Annotated in this window: 22 protein-coding genes; 5 read left to right on the forward strand and 17 right to left on the reverse strand. The window is 67.2% G+C overall.

All coding sequences use genetic code 11. The features are described from left to right. Nucleotides 1-141 precede the first annotated feature (141 nt). The 17 genes from OVY01_RS07340 to sctU all read right to left on the reverse strand — a co-directional run bounded on the left by OVY01_RS07340 (nucleotide 142) and on the right by sctU (nucleotide 16,018). The gene (locus OVY01_RS07340; protein WP_267846748.1) at nucleotides 142-342 is read right to left on the reverse strand and encodes a helix-turn-helix domain-containing protein; all 201 of its coding nucleotides are present in this window, start codon (nucleotides 340-342) and stop codon (nucleotides 142-144) included. 143 nt (nucleotides 343-485) lie between these two features. Beyond that, nucleotides 486-980, reverse strand: a complete 495-nt coding sequence (locus OVY01_RS07345) for an MOSC domain-containing protein (protein WP_267846750.1) — start codon at nucleotides 978-980, stop codon at nucleotides 486-488. Nucleotides 981-1,122: 142 nt separating this feature from the next. After that, nucleotides 1,123-2,352: a M20 aminoacylase family protein gene (locus OVY01_RS07350; RefSeq protein WP_267846752.1), complete on the reverse strand. Its 1,230-nt coding sequence runs from the start codon at nucleotides 2,350-2,352 to the stop codon at nucleotides 1,123-1,125. 197 nt (nucleotides 2,353-2,549) lie between these two features. Continuing rightward, nucleotides 2,550-3,860 carry an MFS transporter gene (locus OVY01_RS07355; protein WP_267846754.1) on the reverse strand — a complete coding sequence of 437 codons (1,311 nt, stop codon included), beginning with the start codon at nucleotides 3,858-3,860 and terminating at the stop codon, nucleotides 2,550-2,552. Between the two features lie 187 nt (nucleotides 3,861-4,047). Then, entirely contained in the window at nucleotides 4,048-5,493 is a 1,446-nt protein-coding gene (locus tag OVY01_RS07360) for a hypothetical protein (RefSeq protein ID WP_267846755.1), read from the reverse strand. A 252-nt stretch (nucleotides 5,494-5,745) separates the two neighbouring features. Beyond that, a complete protein-coding gene (locus OVY01_RS07365; RefSeq protein ID WP_267846757.1) occupies nucleotides 5,746-6,168 on the reverse strand; it encodes a hypothetical protein in 423 nt (140 codons plus the stop codon). 65 nt (nucleotides 6,169-6,233) lie between these two features. After that, on the reverse strand, nucleotides 6,234-6,689 hold the full coding sequence (locus OVY01_RS07370; RefSeq protein WP_267846758.1) for a CesT family type III secretion system chaperone: 456 nt from the start codon (nucleotides 6,687-6,689) through the stop codon (nucleotides 6,234-6,236). A gap of 111 nt (nucleotides 6,690-6,800) precedes the next feature. Next, complete coding sequence (locus OVY01_RS07375; protein ID WP_267846759.1) at nucleotides 6,801-6,995, reverse strand: hypothetical protein; 195 nt, start codon at nucleotides 6,993-6,995, stop codon at nucleotides 6,801-6,803. A 128-nt stretch (nucleotides 6,996-7,123) separates the two neighbouring features. Beyond that, nucleotides 7,124-7,390 (reverse strand): hypothetical protein, encoded by a 267-nt coding sequence (locus OVY01_RS07380; RefSeq protein WP_267846761.1) that lies wholly within the window; start codon nucleotides 7,388-7,390, stop codon nucleotides 7,124-7,126. Nucleotides 7,391-7,393: 3 nt separating this feature from the next. Then, nucleotides 7,394-8,464, reverse strand: coding sequence for a hypothetical protein (locus tag OVY01_RS07385; RefSeq protein ID WP_267846762.1), 1,071 nt, complete (start codon nucleotides 8,462-8,464; stop codon nucleotides 7,394-7,396). Nucleotides 8,465-8,480: 16 nt separating this feature from the next. Next, nucleotides 8,481-9,575 (reverse strand): hypothetical protein, encoded by a 1,095-nt coding sequence (locus OVY01_RS07390; protein WP_267846763.1) that lies wholly within the window; start codon nucleotides 9,573-9,575, stop codon nucleotides 8,481-8,483. After that, nucleotides 9,572-9,832 (reverse strand): type III secretion system export apparatus subunit SctS, encoded by a 261-nt coding sequence (gene sctS, locus OVY01_RS07395; RefSeq protein ID WP_267846764.1) that lies wholly within the window; start codon nucleotides 9,830-9,832, stop codon nucleotides 9,572-9,574. The genes OVY01_RS07390 and sctS overlap by 4 nt, the downstream gene beginning before the upstream one ends. A 4-nt stretch (nucleotides 9,833-9,836) precedes the next feature. Beyond that, complete coding sequence (gene sctR, locus OVY01_RS07400) at nucleotides 9,837-10,487, reverse strand: type III secretion system export apparatus subunit SctR (RefSeq protein ID WP_267846765.1); 651 nt, start codon at nucleotides 10,485-10,487, stop codon at nucleotides 9,837-9,839. Continuing rightward, nucleotides 10,477-11,634, reverse strand: a complete 1,158-nt coding sequence (gene sctQ / locus OVY01_RS07405) for a type III secretion system cytoplasmic ring protein SctQ (RefSeq protein ID WP_267846766.1) — start codon at nucleotides 11,632-11,634, stop codon at nucleotides 10,477-10,479. The genes sctR and sctQ overlap by 11 nt, the downstream gene beginning before the upstream one ends. 82 nt (nucleotides 11,635-11,716) lie before the next feature. Beyond that, nucleotides 11,717-12,826: a type III secretion HpaP family protein gene (locus OVY01_RS07410; RefSeq protein ID WP_267846767.1), complete on the reverse strand. Its 1,110-nt coding sequence runs from the start codon at nucleotides 12,824-12,826 to the stop codon at nucleotides 11,717-11,719. Between the two features lie 84 nt (nucleotides 12,827-12,910). Next, a complete protein-coding gene (sctV, locus tag OVY01_RS07415; RefSeq protein ID WP_267846769.1) occupies nucleotides 12,911-14,923 on the reverse strand; it encodes a type III secretion system export apparatus subunit SctV in 2,013 nt (670 codons plus the stop codon). Nucleotides 14,924-14,935: 12 nt separating this feature from the next. Then, on the reverse strand, nucleotides 14,936-16,018 hold the full coding sequence (gene sctU / locus OVY01_RS07420; protein ID WP_267846771.1) for a type III secretion system export apparatus subunit SctU: 1,083 nt from the start codon (nucleotides 16,016-16,018) through the stop codon (nucleotides 14,936-14,938). A gap of 324 nt (nucleotides 16,019-16,342) precedes the next feature. Here sctU and OVY01_RS07425 point away from each other — a divergent pair, with 324 nt between their 5' ends. From OVY01_RS07425 to sctL, 5 genes are read left to right on the forward strand one after another with little or no spacing between them, the layout of a single operon-like run. Next, entirely contained in the window at nucleotides 16,343-16,813 is a 471-nt protein-coding gene (locus tag OVY01_RS07425) for an HrpB1 family type III secretion system apparatus protein (RefSeq protein WP_267846774.1), read from the forward strand. A gap of 10 nt (nucleotides 16,814-16,823) precedes the next feature. Beyond that, nucleotides 16,824-17,360, forward strand: coding sequence for a hypothetical protein (locus OVY01_RS07430; protein ID WP_267846775.1), 537 nt, complete (start codon nucleotides 16,824-16,826; stop codon nucleotides 17,358-17,360). Then, nucleotides 17,360-18,214 (forward strand): type III secretion system inner membrane ring lipoprotein SctJ, encoded by an 855-nt coding sequence (sctJ, locus tag OVY01_RS07435; RefSeq protein WP_267846776.1) that lies wholly within the window; start codon nucleotides 17,360-17,362, stop codon nucleotides 18,212-18,214. Before OVY01_RS07430 ends, sctJ begins: the two co-directional genes overlap by 1 nt. After that, nucleotides 18,211-18,954, forward strand: coding sequence for a type III secretion protein HrpB4 (locus OVY01_RS07440; protein ID WP_267846777.1), 744 nt, complete (start codon nucleotides 18,211-18,213; stop codon nucleotides 18,952-18,954). Before sctJ ends, OVY01_RS07440 begins: the two co-directional genes overlap by 4 nt. Further along, complete coding sequence (sctL, locus tag OVY01_RS07445; protein WP_267846778.1) at nucleotides 18,951-19,775, forward strand: type III secretion system stator protein SctL; 825 nt, start codon at nucleotides 18,951-18,953, stop codon at nucleotides 19,773-19,775. Before OVY01_RS07440 ends, sctL begins: the two co-directional genes overlap by 4 nt.

Raw genomic sequence — 19,775 nt, forward strand, 5'->3', positions numbered from 1 at the left:
GGACGGACGATCATGTCCGTCAGAATCAGCGGCACGCTTGCGCGTAGGGAGCGCGTGTCGTGGGTCGGCGTACCGATAACAATATTATCGTCGCTCCTGCACTGTGTAATATCGGATCAACGCGGCACGGCCCGTGTGCCGTTACGCCGAAGAGTGGCTGCCGCCGTATCCGCAGGCGGGACCGCTCGTGCCGGTGCTGGAGGCAACGATACCCAGTGCATGGGCGATGAAAGAACTGTCGCCCGTTTCAAAAGCGTCAGCCATGAATGCGGCGATGGCTTCATCGCTGTCCAGCAATTCGGCTGCATCGAACGGGATGAGCTTTGCGTCTTCCTTGATCATTTTGCTGTCTCCATGCATTTGCAAGGGCCTTGGCGTTCGCGATATCGTCCAGGTTGCATACTTCCGTCACCGCCGGGACACGGCATGCGGCCATCACGGTCACGCGCGCCGATCGACCTTTCGCATGCAGTGTCGCCGGCCGTTCAATCGATCGGCACGATGACGCTCGACAACCCGATTGTACCGCCCTCGATCACGCGCGCGGTGATCCCGCCGAAACCGCGCACCGCGTTGTAGCCGCCCGTGCCCAGGATCTCCTCCATTCGCGAGCAGGGGTGACATTCGCCGCTGGCCTCCAGGATCGCGTCGCCAATGCGAAAACGCCGCGCTTTCAGGGCCAGGAGGTTGATGCCGGACGTGACGATGTTGCGGCGCAGGTCGAGCGGCGACACGGCGTCTTTTCCGAGATGACTGGCGATGGCAGCCAGGCTTTCGGCCTGGATCAGGGTGACCTGCCGGTTGCCGCCGACCCGGCCGTAGCGGTCGCCTTCGAGCCCGTTGCCCGCCCGCGCCGCGACGGTATCGACCACCCGCAACGGTTCGCGGCGTACCGCGCGCAGCCCCAGCCAGACGACCTTGCCCGGGTGCACGGGCGCCAGCATCAATTTCGCGATGGGGGATTCGGGATTCAGGGGCATGGTCTGGGCGGGCAGGGGATGGGTCGGATCCGATTCATGGATGATTCTAATACGTCGTTCGTGGACGGCGTGCGGTGCGTTGCCTGCTCGCCGCGCGGACGGCCGGCCCGACGCTGCCTTCAGCGCCGTGACGCCGGGAATGTTACGCAGCCCTGTCGTCTCCGGTGAAGTCCACGGCCAGATAACGCTCCACCAGGCACGACCAGAATGCCGCACCCACCACCAGGTTGGCGTCGTTGAAGTCGTAGTGCGGGTTGTGCAGCATGCTGCCCGCGTCGGCCAGGCCGTTGCCGATCCGCACCAGACAGCCCGGGCGGGCCTCCAGCATGTAGGCGAAGTCCTCGCTGCCGGTCAGACGGTCCATCTGTTCGACGACGTTCTCGGCGCCCACCAGTTCCTTGGCCACGGCGATGGCGAACGCGGTCTCGTCCGGCGCGTTGCGCACCACCGGGTAACCGGCGACGTAGTCGATCTCGGCCGTCACGCCGAAGCTCTCGGCCTGCGCCTCGGCGAGCGCGACGATGCGTTCCTTCAGCAGCGCGCGCACCGCCGGGTCGAAGGAGCGCACGCTCAGACCCAGCTGCACCTCGTTCGGAATGACGTTCAGCGCCTGGCCGCCCTGCAGTTTGCCGATGGTGACGACGGCGGTCTGGGCCGGGTCGATGTTGCGCGAGACCACCGTCTGCAATGCCATGATCAGGCTCGCCGCGGCCACCACCGGGTCGCGCGCCAGGTGCGGCCGGGCGGCATGGCCGCCGACGCCGCGCAGGGTGATGAAGACGCGATCGCCCGCCGCCATGAATTCGCCGCTGCGAAACAGCATCTGACCGCTCGGCTTGCCGGGGTGGTTGTGCATCGCGAACACGGCGTCGCAGGGAAAGCGTTCGAACAGGCCCTCGGCGAGCATGCGTTTCGCGCCGCTGTCGAAGCCGCGCTCCTCGGCGGGCTGGAAGATCAGATGGACGGTACCGTCGAAGCGGCGCGTGGCGGCGAGATGACGCGCCGCGCCCAGCAGCATCGTCGTGTGCCCGTCGTGTCCGCACGCATGCATGCGCCCCGGGGTCCGGCTGGCGTGCGCGAAGGTGTTGGCCTCGTGGATCGGCAGCGCGTCGAGGTCGGCGCGGATGCCGATCGCGCGGCGCCCGGTGCCCGCCGAGAGCGAGGCGACCAGACCCGTGCCGGCGATGCCGGTGCTGACCGCATAGCCATATTCGGCGAGACGCGCGGCGACGCTCGACGCGGTCGCGTGCTCCTCGAACGCGAGCTCGGGCGTCTGGTGGAAGTGATGCCGCAGCGCGACCAGATCGGCGTGGAGCGGCGCGACCTCGTCGAGCGTCGTGAAGCGGGGGGATGCGTGGGTGGCGGCTGTCATGCGAGAAGGCTCGAAAGTGGCGCCGGACCGGAGGCCGGCGCATGGGCGCGAGGGGAAGCGGCCGTGCCTGCCGCGGCGCGTGCCTCGGCGCGTGCCTCGGTTGCCTCGACGGCGACGGCGGGGCCTGGCGCCAGGATAAGCGAAGATCGGGCACGTTCAATGGCCGTTTATCGATTGCCCGACTCAGATTGCCTGACTCAGTCCGGGCGCATCCCGGCGTGGCGACTCACGAGCACCGTGGCGAGCGACAGCAGCGTCAGCCCCGCCGCCAGCGCCGCGACGCCCGAGGGGCCGTAACGCTGGAGCAGCACCGTCGCCACCAGCGGCGCGAGTCCGCCGACGATCGCGGTCGACAATTCCCGGCCGAGCGCCACGCCGCTGGTGCGCATCGCCGCCGGAAAGGGCGCCGAATACAATGCCCCCTGCACGGCCAGCAGCGCGTTGACGCCGATACCGATGGCGAACACCATCGACAGGGCGATGAGCCAGGGGTTGCGGGTGTTCAGCATCGGGAAGTAGGCGAGGCCGCCCAGCAGGCAAAAAACGAGCGCGCCGATGAAGAAGCGCCGCGTGCCGATGCGGTCCGCCCAGGCGCCGAACAACGGGGCGGTGACCATCGCGACCGCCGCGGCGAGCCACGTTCCCTGCAGCGCGACGGCGCGGCCCATGCCGAGCACGTCGGTGATGTAATAGATCGCGAAGGTCAGGTACAGGTAGCCGAGGCCGGCCTGCGCGCACTGCGCGCCGGCGACGAAGGCCACGCCGCGCCATTCCCGGCGCAGGAGTTCGCGGGTGGGATGACGCAGCAGCGTGTGCGTGGCCCGCGCCTGCTCGAAGGTGGCGGACTCGGCGAGATGGCGGCGAATCCAGAAGCCGGCGACCAGCAACAGCCCGCTGAGCAGGAACGGAATGCGCCAGCCCCAGTGGACGAAATCCGGTCCGGCCCATTTCGAGAAAACGGCCAGCGCGCCGGAGGCCAGCAGCAGCCCCAGGTACAGGCCGGCGGCCGGATACGCGCCGCGCAGGCCGCGGCGCGCGTCGGGTCCGCTCTCCACCGCGTACACCGCGGCGACGGCGTATTCCGCGCCGGCGCCCACGCCCTGCAGGATGCGCAGCACCATCAGCGCGAGCGGCGCGGCGATGCCCACGTGCGCATAGGTGGGCAACAGCCCCATCAGGAAACTGCTGCCGCCGGTCAGGAACAGGATGCCCACCAGCACCTGCTTGCGCCCGAAGCGGTCCGACAGATTGGCGAGCAGCATGCCTCCCAGCGGTCGTGCCAGGAAGCCGATCGCGAAGGTGGCGAAGGCGGCGATCGTCGCCACCGAGCGGTCGACGTTCGGAAAGAAGTTGACCGTCATCACGCTGCCGACCAGCAGCCCGTAGAGGAAGAAGTCGTACCATTCGAGCGCGCTGCCGACGATCACGGCCGCCGCCGCGCGTAGCGTGCCACCTGGCGCGCCATCCGGCGTGCCATTCGGCGCTGGTGCCTTGCCTGCCGCGGCCATGCCATCCTCCCGTTTTGATCTGCCAGCAAGATAGCAGAGTCCTCGCGATTCGGGGGAGGGGAGCATTATCGGAGCGCCATTCGATGCGGGACCGATCCGCCGCGCGTGGCATGCTTGATGACGACGGTAATGAAGCGCATGCGTTGGCGACCCGGGCCGACGCGCGCCCGGGCGGGCACGTCACCCGTCAGGCGTTGCCCATGTCGATCGTCAGGTGATGACTGTCGCTCACGCGTACCGCGTTGTTGTCGTCGGGCAGCACGTAGGCGGTGGAATTGCCGATCGACTGGTCCAGGTAATTGACGGCGTTCTGGTTGGTGCCGCCGGTAAACCACTGCGGCGCGTCGATCACTTTCTGGCCGGCGCTATCGGTCGTGACCACGTCGGACGGTGCGTCGCCCAGCACGCTCTTGTCGGTGCCGGCCGTCGTGCCGTCGTCGGCGGTCATCTTGATCGACGCGTTGCGGCCCGGGATGTCGCTTTCGTCGAACCAGACCTTGCCGGTGCTTTGCTCGAAATTGATTTCGCCCCAGTTCGCCTTGTCCTGGGTGCTGCCATCGAATTTCTGCACGCGGCCCTGCCAGTCCGCCGGCATCGACACCTGCGCGGTGCCGCCCGCCGGAATCGTCAGTTGCGCGTCGGCGCCGTCGAAACTGGGATTGGTGCCGGAAGACAGATTCCTGAAGAACGCCACGGTCATCGGTTCGTCCGTGGTGTTGTTGATCGTGAGGCTATTCGGACCGCCGCCGTCGACCGAGGCGGTCTGCGTGGCGGAAGTGGCGGCGGCGGTGGAAGTGGCGGCGCTCGTGGCGCTGGCGGTGTTGCTGGTGGCGGTACTCGTGGTGCTGGAAGCGGCGCTCTTCACGGCGGTACTCGGGATGGTGTCCGGCGCGCTGTCCAGGTCGCTGTCCGAGCCATAGCCCGAATCGTCATCCGAATCGCTCGCCAGGCCGTCGGGATCACTGTCCAGGCTGTCGCCGGCATCACCGTCCGAATCGCTTGCCAGGCTGTCGAGGTCGCTGTCCAGGCTATCGCCGTAATCGCTATCCGAATCGCTCGCCGAGCTATCGAGGTCGCTGTCCAGGCCGTCGTCCACATCGCTATCCGAGTCGCCGGATAGGCTGTCGAGGTCGCTATCCAGGCTATCCCCCGCATCACTGTCCGAGTCGCCGGCCAGGCTGTCCAGATCGCTGTCCGAGTCATAGCCTGAATCGCTGTCCAGATCGTTGTCCGAGCTGTTGCTCGAATCGCCGTCCAGATAGCTCTGCAGTTTTTCCAGATCGCGTTCGAGTTTTTTCAGAACGCTTTTCAGGCTGCCGCCCGATGCGTCATCCGTACCGTCGTCCAGCCCACCGTCGGTGCTGTCGGTGGCGGTGGTCGCGGGGGTCGTGCTTCCGGACGTCGACCAACTCGGGTCGTCGAGCGCGGACGAGCGCCACTGCGCATTGTCCGAGGACGACACGCCCGCGGCCGACGGCGTTTTCGCCGATGCGGTGACCGACGCGGAAATCCGGGCCATCAGCGCCTTGAGCGCCTGGTCGACCTGCGAGAACGTGTCTTGCAGCGACGTGGTGGACGACGTCTGGTCGAAGTCGGTTTGCGACGTCGTGCCGGTATTGATCTGTAGGGCCATGGCATTGTTCCCGGGGTGAACGGCGGGGTGAATGGTATCGGCCGTGCCAGTCGGGTCGACCCGGGCATGGAACAGCGATCCTCGAGCATCGAGTGTCGAGTGTCGTGCGACACGCGCATGGATTCGCGCGTTCATACGAAGCAGCTACAGCGAAAACGAAGCAAATTGCCTCGTGCTCGGGCAAACCACCGGCCTTCCCGGTGCGCCCCGGCAGCACCGACCGCGCGTTGCGGGAAGTCCGGCGGCACGGCATCAGCGCCATGTCGCCGCTTCGCTGTCCGAGCCCTGCGGCGCCTCGTTGAGCAGCCGCTGCAAGCGACGCGTCGCGACGATCTCGGTGGCCAACGTGGCGCTCGTGAGACCGCGCGCGCCCAGCACCCGGTGCAGCACCAGCCAGCCCTTCGCATTGCAGCCGAGCGCCGCGCCGAACGTGGCCAGCAGATCGCCGGCTTGCTTGAGCAGGGCGCCCGCGTCGGACAAGGTCATGGCGTTCAGGTCGTAGCCCGCCTCGGCGCTGATCAGCACGCCGGCTTCCCGCCCCGCGCCGAAATAGGGGCCGACCCACGTCGGCGTCACCGCCACGATCGCGCCCTCGACCACCAGCATGCCGTCGAGGCTTGCGTAGTGCGCGTCCCGCGTCAGGATTTCGAAGGCATCCCGCGTAACCTGCCGCATGCGTGCCTGCGCCTCCTCCAGGGATTCCCTCGGCGTCGCGTGTTTCGTGGACGAACAAGTGCAGATCAAGCGCGAATCCACGTATAGGCGCCGCTCGCGATGTTATCGAACATCTCGTCGGAGGATTCGAGGATGTTGTTTTTCCAGTAGCGGCCGTGTTCCGCGTAATGGTCGAGCAATTCGCCGAGGTAGATCCCGTCGACGTCGTCGCTCAGCGGCACGCGCAACAACAGAATGATGCCGCCGGTGTCGGGGTCCAGGCCCAGTTGCGCCTGGTCCTGCGCGTAAATGAGAAGATTGGATTCCAGCAGCAGCCGGAAGATGCGCAGGGTGCGCCCGCTGCCGACGATGCCGTATTCGAAATTAAGATAGATGGCGTCCGGGTCTTCCTCGAAAAAATCGATGGCGACGTCGAAGCCGTTGGCCTGGAGTTTGCCTGCCTCGACGATCGCGTCCACGCCCGGAATGTCAAGCACTCCACATAGTTCGGCGATCAGATCGTTGCGGCGCTCGAGACTCATTGCGTTATGAGTATAAAAAAGAAGAAAAAATCGTAAAAAAACGAGTGGCGCACGGCTTGGGCCGATGTGCCACTCGTTACCGGTTTGGCCGGACGGATCCGGCCGACACCATTAGCCTTGCGTGAGCGACTTCGCGTTCTTCGGGCCGGATTCCTGCAGCTGCATTTCCGTCATCGCGGTGTTGATCGCGTTCTGCGCGACCATGGCGGATTGCATCGCCGCGATGGCCGAGGTTGCGGTGCTGGCGTCGGAAGCGGTCGCGCCGGCGGTGGTCAAAGCGGAAGTGGTGGTGGTGGACGTGGTCATAATCAATCTCCAAAACGATAAAGGACCCGCGAGGGCAGATGCCGAAAACTCGGCTTTGGAAAAAACGCCGTTACGGGACGCACGGCGGTAAGGCGGCCTCCCCGGTGCGGCGGGCGGCGTGGTGCGAACTACGAAGAAACTTTCTCGGCCTGCAGGCGCTGGCAGATCGCCGCGGCCGCCAGCAATCCATCGGCGACGACCTTGCCGGCGCTGCGGACGTGCGCTTCGGGAGTGGCCGCGCTGGCTTGCGCGATACCCGCCGCCACCCGGTTCAGCTCGTCGATGCCTTCCCGCACGCGCGGGTCGTGGGGATTGCTCGCCGCCAGCGTGATGATCTGATCGAGCGTGGCCTGCATCTGCGGCGTGATGTCGGCGATGGCATTGAACATGGTCATTTTCTAATCGTCCTGCTGCGAGAGATCGGCGGATGTGACAGGGGGCGGTCCGGGCGGGCTGGACGGCTCGGCCGCGAAACTCTTCGTGCCATCCTGCAACTGCACGTAGCGCACGTCGTCGGAGTCGAGCATCGCGTTGACGTTTTGCGGCGGCAGGGCGTTTTGCGTCAGCGTGTCGTCGATGCGGCGGATGGCCGTTCCGTAATCGGTGCGGGCACGGGCCAGCGTCGCCCGGGTGCGCGTCAGATCGCGCGTCACACCCGAGACCGCGAAAGCGCCGCCACCCAGGTAACGGACCGTGATGCCGTCCTCGCCCAGCGACGAGCGCAGATCGTCCGCGACGCTGTCCGCCACGGCGAAGTGCGTCTCCACCTCGACCGCATCGTCATCCGACGAGAGCTGGCGCAGCGCGCGCGTGGTCGCCAATGCGTCGGCCGCCGTGGGTACGATGCCGCTGACGACGACGTGCCCATCGCTGCGCTCGGCGTGCAGATCGGGTTGGTGCAGACGGCGCAGGGCAACCTCGACCTTGTTGCGCTGGCGTTCGGCCGGCGTCATGCCTGCCGGGCGAATCGCCGCGTCGGCCTTGCCTGATTGTCCGGTGGTCAGCAGCAGCGTGAATCCGATCATCCCCGCAACCGTCGCCGCGCAGGCGCCGGTGCGGACCATCCGCTTGCTGAAACGCTTGGGCGCACGTGCCGGCAACGCGGTCGCGTCGATATCGTCCTTCGGTGCAGCGGGCGCGCGCGGCGCCTCGGCCAACATCGCCTGCAGCAACTCCATGTCCGATGGCCAGTGCGCATCTGCCGGACCCACGCACAAGGCGATGTCGCCACAGCGGCGGGGCAACAGATCGTGCAGGCGTTCGGCCAGCCGCGTCGCGCCCCCAGCCGCCTGGGCAGCGCCGAACATGACGGTGCCGTCCTCTCGATAGTCCAATATCATCTGTTCGGCCTCCCAATCGCTGATCTGTATGTCGGCATCCGGGTGATCGCCGAGCGACCACGTCCCATGACGCAAATTTAAGCGAGCGCCCGCATGGCACCCGGTCAGAATCCGAATTTGTTTGGTCATTACCGAAACTCCTCAGTCACCGTGCGCCGAGCGAACATAGCCGCGCGATCGCCGAGCCATGATGCGCGGATTGCCGCGGGGCACGCAGTTGCAACAGCCACAGTGGCAGCAGCAGATTGAATCGTTGTTGTTCCAGGGCGAGCTGCGCGCATGGCACGGGTTCGATCCCTTGCGCGGCGGCCGCAGCGATCAAACGGTCGCGCACGCGATCGAGCGTCGCGGACGGAGGATTCGTCGTCGACGCGCCCGTGTTCGTGGAATGCTTGCCGCTTTCCCGACAAGCCGTCAGATGGAGGCGCATGATGCGCATCGCCGCGTGTTCCGGCAAACCGGACGCGCCTGGTCGGAAAGGCATCGTCGGTCGTGCCGCCATGCCGCCCGCCGCGGCGGATGGGGCCCCGCGCGAACCCGACGGATGGCGGTTCGCCCCCATCAGGCCGAGCAGCGACGCTTCCGCCAGGGATGTTGCGTCCGCAATGGTCGCGGGCGGGGCGGCGCGCTGAAAGCCCGCTCTCTTGCCAGGGCCGGTCGCGGAATCATGCGCGGTCGTCGCTCCCGCTGGCGCGTGCCGGGGCGTCGCACCTTTCTGATGCATCGGCTCACCGCGCCCGCCATCCAATGCGGTAAGCCGGTCCAATGGCGCGCCGCGCCCGCGCTCGTCGCCTTGCGAATCGGCGCTCTCGCCCTCTTGCTCCGCCACGGACAAGATCAACCGCTCCAGCGATTGCCGGTTCTCTTCGTCGAGCAGCAGCGCGATGCTTTCCGAATCGTCGTCCTGATCGTCATCGACGTCGGGGCCGCTCGACTGCGCGCGGCGGCGGCGGCGAGAGTGCTGCGCCTTGTGCCCCATCTTGGGATGATGCTCCACCAACTCTTGAAGTTCATCGAGTTCGGTCGGCGCGGGTTCGCTTTCCGCGGCGTCTCCTTGCGAAACGTCGCCGTTGCGCTGATGACGCGCGCGTGCCGCGCGGGCAGCGGACCGTTTCGCGCCGGCCGAATGCGCGGCGCTATGGCCGTGCTTCGCCACGTGTACGGCGTCGTTCTGCACGGCGTCGTTCGCGACCATGTTCGCGACGCTCGTCATGCCGAAAGCCGCGCCGCCCGCCTTCATGGAAAGACCGCCTGCATCACCGAATGCGCGAATTCGAGCACCGCCGATGCGCCCCATGGCGCGCAGGCGAGAATCACCGCGGTCACGATGATCAGCTTCGCAACCTGCGAAATACTTGCATCCTGCAAGGACGTGATGGCCTGGAGAAAGGAAATCAGCAATCCCGACAGCGCCGCGGTGGCGACGGCGGGTAGCGAGACGAGCAGGCAGATCGTGAGCGCGCTCGTGGTCAGGCGGACGATGTTTTCGTAATCCATGGGGTCATTTATAGGTGGAAATCAGTCCGTGGATGAGCGTCGACCAGCCGTCCATTGCAACGAACAGCAGCAGCTTGAAGGGAATGGCGATATTCGTCGGCGTCACTTGCGACAGACCAAGCGCCATCAGAAGGTTCGCGACGATGAGGTCGATGACGATGAAAACCAGATACAGCAAAAAGCCGATCTTGAATGCCGAGGTCAGCTCGCTGACGGTGAACGAAGGCGCGAGCACGATGAGGTCGTCGGGCTTGAGGCTCGCGGCCATTTCCGCGGGCCAGATCTGTTTCGCGGAATGGATAAAGAAGGCCTTGTCCCGCTCCGTCGTGTGCTTGGACAGGAACTGCCGGAACGGCTCGCGCGCCGCGTCGAAGAGGGAGACCACGTTGACGCTGCCGTCCCCCTGGCCCTGCATCTTCTGCGCCGCGTCATACGCCTGCATGCCGATCGGCGCCATCACGAAGCACGACACGATAAGCGCGATGCCATTCATCACCGTCGACGGGGGAACCTGCTGCGTGCCCAGCGCGCTACGCAGCAGGCCGAGCACGATGACGATTTTCGTGTACGAGGTAACCACCATCGCGACGAAGGGCAACAGGCCCAGCGCCAGCAGCGTGATCAGCAGCGTGGCGGGGTTGAGGTTAGCGCCCATCGTCGGCGGCGAGATGCGTGATCCGAACGCCGAGATTGTCACCCACGGCCACCAGTTCCCCGGTGCCGAGGGTACGGCCGCATGAAACCAGCCTGACCGGGGCGTCGGCAATGGGGGTCGGCAGTTCGAGCAGATGCCCCGGACCCATCGCCGCCAGCGCCGCGAGCGGCAGCGTCAGCGCGCCGATCTCGACATGCACCAGGACTTCCAGCGCATCCAGCGCATGCCGCGTCGCCGGCGCGGCTGCCGTGTCCGGTGCCGTCGGGTCCGGGTCGGCATCGTCCGCGAAGGTCCGCGCAGCGTAATCCAGTGTGTCGTTCGTCATGGTGAAAGGGCCTTTCAATGTGATACGCGAACCGCCGACATCGACGGGTATCCGGTATTGCATGCCGCCGGGTGCACCCCACCGAAGCTCGCATTCCGCGAGCGGTGCGCCCGGGCGGTAGGGTTGGCGCAGCGGCCAACCGAGGAGTACGTCTCCCTCGCGCAACGAGGCCAGCACCGCGGGCCGGTAGCCGCGGCTGGCGATGCGCAGACGGCCCGGCAGGGGCAACGCGGCGAGGTGACCGGCATTCGCGGTTTCCGGCATCGCCTCGCGTGAGGCGCCGAGCGCGGCCACGAGCGCCGGCGCGATGTCCTCGACGACGCACGACAACGGCGCGAACGCGGACACCGCGATCATCAGTGCCAGGCCGTACTCGGCGGGGCGGCCGAGCGGCGCATCCGGGGCGTTGCCAGCCGATGCCGCGCGCGCGAATGGCGACGCGCGCTCCACGTCAGGCGTCAGGTTGGCGATGGCGAGTCCCACGAGCGGACCGATGCCGATATCGTTGTCGCCGGTTCGCAGCGGCGCGAGCCAGGGCTCCAGGAAGAGATTGGCGAGGGCGACGCGGCGGCCCGGATTGTCGTCGCGGGCAATGCTTTCCAGCGCCGGAAAACGCGCGAGATCGATTCGGACGCGAGCGTCGCCATAAGCCGTCGTGAAGACCAGGCAGCCGGGCCGCAGCATCGCCGGCAGGTGCGAGGAGGCAAGCGGCCGCAGGCACGGCGTGACGAGGCGTGACAGGTCCGCCAGCGGTCGCGAATAGGTGCGAAGCCGGTCGCCTAGACGGATGCGATGGCGATCGGGATGGGAGGAATGATCCATTCGATTCGGAGGCGATGACCGCGCCCTCCCCTTGACGCAGGTCAGGGCGCGGTCGCAAACATTCAGGTCGGGCCGTCGTGGTTCAGGTCGTGATGTCGATGCTGACCTGGCGGCCGGTGCGTTTCGTCAGCCTGGACGCAAGTTCGTCCGTTTGTGCAGAGAGTAGGGCGCGCGACGCGGCGAGGGGGCTTGCAAAGCGAAGCGAGAGGTCGGCGCGCGAAACCGCGAGGGTCAGCACGGTCTCCGGCAGCAGCGCCGGATCGAGCCGGATCGACAATTCGCGATGACTGTCGTCGGCTTGGTGCCCCGTATCGGTGGATGCCACGGCTCCCGCGGACGCCAGGCCGCCATATCGCGTGGTCACCAGGCTCGTGAGGCGGGACAGCAGCGGATGGTCGGGCGTCGCATCGTCGGGGTCGAGCGTGGCGTGGTCGAGCGTGGCGTGGTCGGGCGTGGCGTGGTCGGGCGTGCCGAGGAATGTGCTGGTGGGCGCGCCACGGCGCCCTTCGCCGGCAGCGTTGGCGCGACGCCGCACGCCCGGTTCGCCGCCGGCGCGCCACGCGACGGCGCGCGCGGACAGGACGCGGGCCGCGAGGGGGGATGCGTCGGGCGATGCCGTCGGGCCGGGTGTGTCGCCGAGTGACGGGCGCGCGTCGTGGACCCCGGGTGGCGTGGCCGGGTCCGTTGCGCGGTCGCCGTCCTCCCGCGCGCCGTTGCTGAGGCCGGGGAATGCGCCCGTCGCGCCCCAGGAGCGTGCGTCCCGCGCGAGTCCGGCGTCGCCGACGGTCGCGGCGTGCGCGGGCGAAGCCGGCACCGGCGGGCGGTCGGCCGCCCCTTCGGCGGGGAACGGCGGCAAATTGGCTGGCGATGCGTTCGGCGCGTCGCGACGTTCTCGTGAAAGCAGGCGACGCGCGTCGGTTTGTGCGCCGGTTTGCGTGTCGGCGTGGCGCCGCCTGTCCTCGGTCGAGCCGGCGCCGGCGTCCGGACCACCCGCGCCGGCACGGGTCCGACCGGACGTGTTCGCGGCTGCCTCGTCGCCAGGCGTGGCGGCGCGCGCCTGCGCGGCGGTCTTCGTGCCGTCGAGCAGACGCGCGAAGCGCGTGCCGGCGTCGGCCGCGTGCCGGTCGCCGGCACGCGTGGCGTCATCGACATGCAGCGGCGTCGGCGCGGTGCGGAAAAAGTCATGGGCCATGGCAGGGTCCGACGTGCGGGTCGTGGGGAAATCGTCTGCCGTACCGCCCGTGGGCGGCATCTGGCCGGACGCGAGACGGGCGCATTACAGCTTCAGGCTGCCGACCAATTGCAGGTCGATCTCGCCGTTGAGCTCCTGGAACGAATAGACGTTGAGCCAGTCGAGCCGTTTTTCGATCATGCGGCGGAAATAGCGCCGGATGTCCGCCGCCGTGACCACCGCGAGATTAGCGGGCGGCGCGGACGTCGCCAGGCGTTCCAGATGCATCAGGATCACCTCGACCTGTTGCGGCTCCAGCGTCAGGAAGTTGCCCGCCGGCGTCGGTTTGATCGCCTGGCGAATCGTTTGTTCGAGTTCCTGGTCGAGCACGATCGCCGGCAGTCTGCGCAACCCCTGGGTGGCGCGATGCGCGATCATGCGGCCCAGGTCGCTGCGTACGTATTCGGTCAGCATGATCAGGTCCTTCTCCTTCGGGCCCCACGCCACCATGCTTTCCAGGATCGAACGGATGTCGCGGATTGGAATCTGTTCCTCCAGCAGACGGCGCAGCACCTCGGCGATGCGCTGCACCGGCAGGGCCTTCTGTACTTCCGCGACCAGGCCGGGATAATCGGGCGTGACGCGTTCGAGTATCCACTGCGTTTCCTGCACCCCGATGAAGAGCCGCGCCTCGTGCCGCAGCATGCGGATCGCATGTTCGGCGATCGCCGCCTCGCGGTCCACGCTCGCTGCCGGCGCCACTGTCGCCACCGCTGTCGCGGTGGCCTTGGTCGCCCCGGGCGCCCCGATCGCCACTGTGGTCCCGTTGGTCAAGCCCCCCCCTGCGCCGACATCGACCGACGCCACGGGGACATCGTGGATCAGGACCTCGTACGAGGTGCCCGGCAACTGGTCGGAGGCCCAGAAGACGATGCCCGGGAAGGGCAGACCGAGTTCCTCTGTGACGACACGGCGGCCGGCCTCGAACGCATGGTCGAGACGACGCGGGTCGATCTTCTCGGCGAGCTTGGCCGATAGCTTGACCGCGAGCGGCGCGGCGAAGGGGGGCGCGCTGCGCAACATGCTGTTCGCCTCGATCTTCGCGCCCTCGCGCTGCAGCGACGACAACGTGGCGTCACCGATCGGGTTGCGTTTGGCCGTCCCGCGCCGTACCGCCTGCCCGCCCAGGAAGATGATCGCGGCCAACACCACGAACATCGTGGACGGAAAGCCCGGCACGAGCGCGAAACCGCACAGCAGGACCGCCGCGGTGGTCAGCGCGCGCGAGCTGGTGCTGAGCTGCGCGGCCACCTCCATGCCCAACGAGCGCGGCTTCTCATGTTCCTTCGAGACCCGCGTGATCATCACGCCGGCCGCCACGGAAATGAGCAGCGACGGAATCTGCGACACCATCGCATCGCCGATCGACAACACCGAGAAGCGTCCGGCGGCTTCGCCCGCGGTCATGCCGTGGTAGGTCGTGCCGATGACGATGCCCGCGGTGATGTTCACCAGCGTGATCACGAGCCCGGCGATCGCGTCACCCTTGACGAACTTCATCGCGCCGTCCATGCCGCCGTGGAGCTGGCTCTCGACGGCGAGCATCGCGCGACGCTCGCGCGCGTCCTCGGGCGTCAGGCTGCCGGCGCGCACGTCGGCATCGATGCTCATCTGCTTGCCCGGCATCGCGTCGAGCGTGAAGCGTGCGCCCACCTCGGCGACGCGCTCGGAACCCTTCGCGATGACGATGAACTGCACGGTGGTGATGATCAGGAACACCACCAGCCCGACCACCAGATTGCCGCCCACCACCAGCTCGCCGAAACTCTCGATGATGTGCCCCGCGTCCGCTTTGAGTAGGATCGATTTGGTCGACGCGATGTTGAGCGACAGCCGGAACAGCGTGGTGAACAGCAGCATCGACGGGAACGCGGACAGCGTGGTGGCGTTCGGCACGTACATCGTCGCGGTCAGCAGCACGACGCTCAGCGTGATGTTGATGGCCAGCAGCATGTCGATCAGGTAGGTCGGCAGGGGCAGGATCATCAGCGCGACGATCGCCACCACCAGCGTGGCGATGCTGAATTCGCCCGAGTATTCCTGTATCCGGAGTTTCATGGACGTTTCCTGTCAGGAGGCGGAGGGACCGGGGTCCGCTCCGTGAGGCTGGTTGATTTGCTGCATCTGACCTACCCAGGCAAGGACTTCCGCCACCGCTTCGAACAGCGGGTCGGGCACCGCCTGGTGAAGGGGAACGAGATAAAGCGCCCGGGCAAGCGGCGCGTTCGGCACGATCGGCACGCCGAATTCCTCGGCGTGGCGGCGAATTTCGAGCGCGTCCTCGTCCACGCCCTTCGCGATCACGCGCGGCAACCCGTGTTCGCCGGGCATGTAGCGGATCGCGACCGCGTAATGCGTCGGATTGACCACCACCACCTGCGCGTCCGCGATCTTGTGCTGGGGTGGCGCGTTCGCATCCTCGCGGGCGATCTGCTTGCGCTTGCCCTTGATCTGCGGGTCGCCCTCGGATTCCTTGTGCTCGCGTTTGATCTCATCCTTCGTCATCCGGTGTTCGCGGATGAACAGCCAGTATTGGATGCCGAAGTCCGCCCCGCCCAGGATCAACACGACGAGTCCCGCCGCGGCGACGAAGCGGCACAGCACCATCCAGCTTATCGAGATGACGTCCAGGATCGGCTGGTACGACAGGCTCGCGGTGAGCGGCAGCAGAAGCAGCGTGATCTTGTAGAGCACCGCGATCAGGACGGCCGCCTTGATGATCATCTTCACCAGGTCGAGCAGGGAACGCACGGAGAAAATGCGCTTCAACCCCGACGCGGGATTGATCGCGTCGATCTTCAGTTCCAGCGGCTTGAAGGTAATGTTGATGCCGATCTGCGCCACCAACGCGAGCATCGGCAGCAGCAGGGCGGCACCCAGCAACGGCACCAGTATCCACGCGGCCTCCACCATCGCCGCCGTCATCGCCTGTTGCAGGTCGAATTGCGGCGAGGTCGCCCGGCCGACATCGAGCGCGATGCGCATCAGCACCCGAAGATGATCCCCGAGCGGTTCGGCGCCGAACGATAGGGCCATCGCGCCTAGCAGGAAAAGGGCGGCGGCGGGAATGTCGGTGCTCTTCGGCGCTTTGCCGTCGCGCTTCGCGTCTTTGAGCTTCTTATCTGTCGGCTCTTCGGTTTTCTCTTCAGCCATTGTCGCTCTGCGAGTCGCTCTGCGGTTTGCGCTGCGGTTTGCGACGCGAATGTCGCCGCTGTAGGGAAGCGGGTGGGGACGGACCGCTGCCAGTCCGTCAGACGGCCTGATGATGCGGTAGCGACGGTGATGGGCAAGGTCGGCAGGCGAAGGCATTGGTCCGCGCGCGAAACTCGACGCGCGGTTTCGGCCTGGGCCTAGCGCCTTCGCATTTGATGCGGGATGCCCGGGCCCGCGACGGCTAAGGTCCGCCTGTACATGTCGGATTCACGGCGTAAATTCGCGGCGCAGCTCGCCGGCGCATCGCATCAATGGAGGCACAACGTGCTCGACCTCACATCCTGCCCGGACAATTTCGTTTCCGCACTGATCGACCTGCTCGTGACGAGCGTGAACAAGAAGTATCTTGCGGAGGCGGAGCAACTGCTCGCGGCACTGCACGTGATGCGACCACGATTTCGCGAACTGCATGTGTACGACGTCTGGCTGTTGATGGGACGCAAGCGCCACGTCGAGGCGGTGCAGATCCTGCGGATGATGGACGGGCAGGATCTGCAGGCGCCCTATGGCGCGTACGTGAGCGCGCTGATGGCGATCTGCCTGTACTCGCTGCGCGACCCGAGCTGGCAGATTTTCGCCAACGAGGTGCTGTCGCGCGACGAGGACGCCGAATCCGTCACGCTGGTGAATCTCCTGATGGGCAAGAAAAAAGAGGCGGCGATCGTCGATGCCTCGCCAGCGCCCGCCGCCGCGGAGGTGTCGCCCTTTTCGACGGCCTATTTCATGCGCGCCTGAGGAGCTCACCATGATCACTTTCGATTCCGCCGTTTCGCGGATCAGCGGTATCGACCCGGTCGGCGCCGCGTCGTCGCTTTCGTCCGCTTCGTCCGCTTCGTCCGCCGCCGTGTCCGGCGCGAATGCGATGCAGGGCGCGCTCCCGGCGGCCAACGGCGTCGGGGCCGCCGGCGAGACCGGCGGCGTGGGTGGGGCGAGCGTCGCCGGGGGGACCAACGCGCCGACGCCGGCCTCCGCCGAGTCGACCGAACGCTTCCGCCAGATGCTGGATCATGCGACGCTGACGGTGCAATCGGGCGCGAGCGTCTCCCAGCACCCTTCCGCCATCTCGACGATCGTCGACGGCCAGGACGCGGCCTTCAGCAAGGCGCTGGCCTCGGCCGAAGCGTTTCAGCAGAACGCCGGGACGATGGACATGCGCGAATTCACCGCGCAGACGATACGCATGCAATTCGAGATGGCCGATGCGATGACCAAGATCCAATTGGGCGTGGGATTCGCACAGGGCGGCAAGGGCGCGGTGCAGACCCTGATGAAGAACCAATGATGCGTGCCGCCCCTTCCCTGTCCGATGCCGCGAGCGGAGCGCGAGGAAGATCTTCCAGCCGCTGGCTGCGCGCCGCGCTGGTGGTGACCCTGGTCTGCGCGCTCGCCGGCTGCAACAAGCAGCTGTATTCGCAGTTGAACGAAGGCGACGCCGACGACATGCTGAGCGTGCTGTTCGACGCCGGCCTCAGCCCCGACAAGGCCACGCCCGACGGCGGCAAGACCTGGACCGTGTCGGTGCCCGGCGACGATTTTCCGGAATCGATGCGCGTGTTGCACGCGCACGGCCTGCCGCACGACAAATACACGAATCTGGGCGACATGTTCAAGAAGGACGGCCTGATCTCGACGCCCACCGAGGAGCGCGTGCGTTTCATCTACGGCGTGTCTCAGCAGTTGTCGTCGATGCTGTCCCGCATCGACGGCGTGGCGTTCGCGAACGTCCAGATCGTCTTGCCGAACAACGATCCGCTGTCGAGCGTCGTCAAGCCGTCCTCGGCCGCGGTATTCATCAAGTACCGGCCGAATACCGACGTCGCCACGCTGCTGCCGAGCATCAAGAATCTCGTCGTGCATAGCGTCGAGGGCCTGAGCTATGCCGACGTGAGCGTCACCTTCGTGCCGGCGGCGATGCCCGACCTCAGTCCGCGCAGCCGCGCGCATGGTTTTCCGTGGCTCGTTACGGGAGCGGGTCTGGCGCTGTTGCTGCTGGTGACACTCGCGATCCTCTTCCGGGAATCGGTCGCCGGGCTCATGGCGACGCTGCGCGCTACGATGCAGCGCCGTCTTGACCGGGGCGCGAAGACGAACGCGCCGAACGCGCGAGCCGACGACCACACCAAGGTGACGCCGTGACCGTGGCCATTCCGTTCGAGATCGACGACGGCGGATTGTCGGCGACGCGCGACGCGGTGGAAAGCTCCTTGCCTGCGTCACGTGCCGCCGTCGACGATGCCGCTGCGGTATCGTCCGGGCGTTTGCCCTCGTCGACCTATCTCGACGGCGTCGTCGCCGCGCTACGGGAGTATGAGTCGCGGCTGCGCCACTTTTCGGAAGGCGTGAGCGCGCTACCCGCCGACATGCTGTCGCGGGTGTCGACGCGCGACGACAGCTGGATCTGGTTGCGCGAGGCACTCCTCCCCCCCCGGCTCGGGCCGGTGCCGCCGCTCGCCTTCGTCAACGCCGGCGAACGGCTGGGCGTGGCCGAGCCCGTGCTGTTGCGTCGTGCGCTGGCGGTGCGGGCGCTGTATGCGCGGCGCTCGGCGGTGCGGCGCTGCATCGATCGCGCGCTGCTCGATCAGATGCGCGCGGCGGTCGGCGCCCAGACGCTCGACGCGCTGCGTCGCGTCGCCGCGACCGACGGCGAGACCACCTTGCCGCTGCCCGAGATGCTCGATGCGGCGTCGCTCGCGCAGGAAGGTCTTTGGCGGCTGCGCCGCGAAAGCGCGATCGCGATACCGGCCATCGTCAGTCTGGTGGCGATGCAGCTCGACGGCGCCGCAGCCCCGGACGGCTATCCGTGCGAGCCGGGCGGGTCCGGCGAGCGCGCGCGTTTCTTCGCGCGCCTGCCGTTGTTGATTCCGGAGTTGCCATGATCCTTTGGCTCAACCGATCCCAACATGACGTGCCGCGCGTCGGGGTGGACGCGGACGTGCTGCGCGCGGACGAGTTCGCCGCGGTACTCGACATCGACGCTGCGCTGGTACGCGCGCAGGACGAGGCCGCGCGCATCGTCGCCGAGGCGCGAGAGCGTGCCGACGCCATTCACGAGGAGGCGCTCGCGGCGGCCCAGGCCAGCGCGGCGAGCGCCCAGGAACGTTATATCGCCAGCGGTAAATTGGGATATGCCGCGGGCCTGCGACGCGCGCTGGAATCAGCGCATGAAACGATGCAGTACCGGGTGCGCGAAGAACGCGAGGCTGCGCGGCGTACCCGCGCCCGACTGGCGGGCATCGTCATGAAGGCGGTTGAACAGGTGGTGCTCGAGACCGACCGCGACGCGTTGTTCGAACGGATCGGCGTGACGCTGCAGCGCCTGATCGACAGCGAGTCCTACCTGAGCCTGACCGTTCATCCGGGCGACGCCGCGCGTGCGCGACGCATGCTTGCCGAAGCGAGCACGAAGGCGGGCTGGATCGGCGGTTTCGATGTGATCGCCGACGCCGCCGCGCGCGATGGCAGTTGCGTGTGCGAATGGGATTACGGCATCCTGGTGACCGGCCTCGACGCGCAGCTCGCCGCGATCCGGCGGGCCTTGTTCCAGAACGTGGACACGGCACCCGAGGCGGGGGAGGACGCGAATGTCGACGATGCCGCGCCCGAAGATGGATCGATAGCCGCGCCGCGACCGGGCGGCGGTGGTGTTCCCGCCCGGCCGGGCGCGGCGCGCGACGTGGACTACGGGAACACGGCATGA

Source organism: Robbsia betulipollinis (assembly GCF_026624755.1).
In the GTDB taxonomy this organism is placed as follows: domain Bacteria; phylum Pseudomonadota; class Gammaproteobacteria; order Burkholderiales; family Burkholderiaceae; genus Robbsia; species Robbsia betulipollinis.

Coding starts and splice junctions, on each gene's coding strand:
- OVY01_RS07340 (WP_267846748.1), bottom strand. CDS start 342: ATGATCAAGGAAGACGCAAAGCTCATCCCGTTCGATGCAGCCGAATTG.
- OVY01_RS07345 (WP_267846750.1), bottom strand. CDS start 980: ATGCCCCTGAATCCCGAATCCCCCATCGCGAAATTGATGCTGGCGCCC.
- OVY01_RS07350 (WP_267846752.1), bottom strand. CDS start 2,352: ATGACAGCCGCCACCCACGCATCCCCCCGCTTCACGACGCTCGACGAG.
- OVY01_RS07355 (WP_267846754.1), bottom strand. CDS start 3,860: ATGGCCGCGGCAGGCAAGGCACCAGCGCCGAATGGCACGCCGGATGGC.
- OVY01_RS07360 (WP_267846755.1), bottom strand. CDS start 5,493: ATGGCCCTACAGATCAATACCGGCACGACGTCGCAAACCGACTTCGAC.
- OVY01_RS07365 (WP_267846757.1), bottom strand. CDS start 6,168: ATGCGGCAGGTTACGCGGGATGCCTTCGAAATCCTGACGCGGGACGCG.
- OVY01_RS07370 (WP_267846758.1), bottom strand. CDS start 6,689: ATGAGTCTCGAGCGCCGCAACGATCTGATCGCCGAACTATGTGGAGTG.
- OVY01_RS07375 (WP_267846759.1), bottom strand. CDS start 6,995: ATGACCACGTCCACCACCACCACTTCCGCTTTGACCACCGCCGGCGCG.
- OVY01_RS07380 (WP_267846761.1), bottom strand. CDS start 7,390: ATGACCATGTTCAATGCCATCGCCGACATCACGCCGCAGATGCAGGCC.
- OVY01_RS07385 (WP_267846762.1), bottom strand. CDS start 8,464: ATGACCAAACAAATTCGGATTCTGACCGGGTGCCATGCGGGCGCTCGC.
- OVY01_RS07390 (WP_267846763.1), bottom strand. CDS start 9,575: ATGAAGGCGGGCGGCGCGGCTTTCGGCATGACGAGCGTCGCGAACATG.
- sctS (WP_267846764.1), bottom strand. CDS start 9,832: ATGGATTACGAAAACATCGTCCGCCTGACCACGAGCGCGCTCACGATC.
- sctR (WP_267846765.1), bottom strand. CDS start 10,487: ATGGGCGCTAACCTCAACCCCGCCACGCTGCTGATCACGCTGCTGGCG.
- sctQ (WP_267846766.1), bottom strand. CDS start 11,634: ATGGATCATTCCTCCCATCCCGATCGCCATCGCATCCGTCTAGGCGAC.
- OVY01_RS07410 (WP_267846767.1), bottom strand. CDS start 12,826: ATGGCCCATGACTTTTTCCGCACCGCGCCGACGCCGCTGCATGTCGAT.
- sctV (WP_267846769.1), bottom strand. CDS start 14,923: ATGAAACTCCGGATACAGGAATACTCGGGCGAATTCAGCATCGCCACG.
- sctU (WP_267846771.1), bottom strand. CDS start 16,018: ATGGCTGAAGAGAAAACCGAAGAGCCGACAGATAAGAAGCTCAAAGAC.
- OVY01_RS07430 (WP_267846775.1), top strand. CDS start 16,824: ATGATCACTTTCGATTCCGCCGTTTCGCGGATCAGCGGTATCGACCCG.
- sctJ (WP_267846776.1), top strand. CDS start 17,360: ATGCGTGCCGCCCCTTCCCTGTCCGATGCCGCGAGCGGAGCGCGAGGA.
- sctL (WP_267846778.1), top strand. CDS start 18,951: ATGATCCTTTGGCTCAACCGATCCCAACATGACGTGCCGCGCGTCGGG.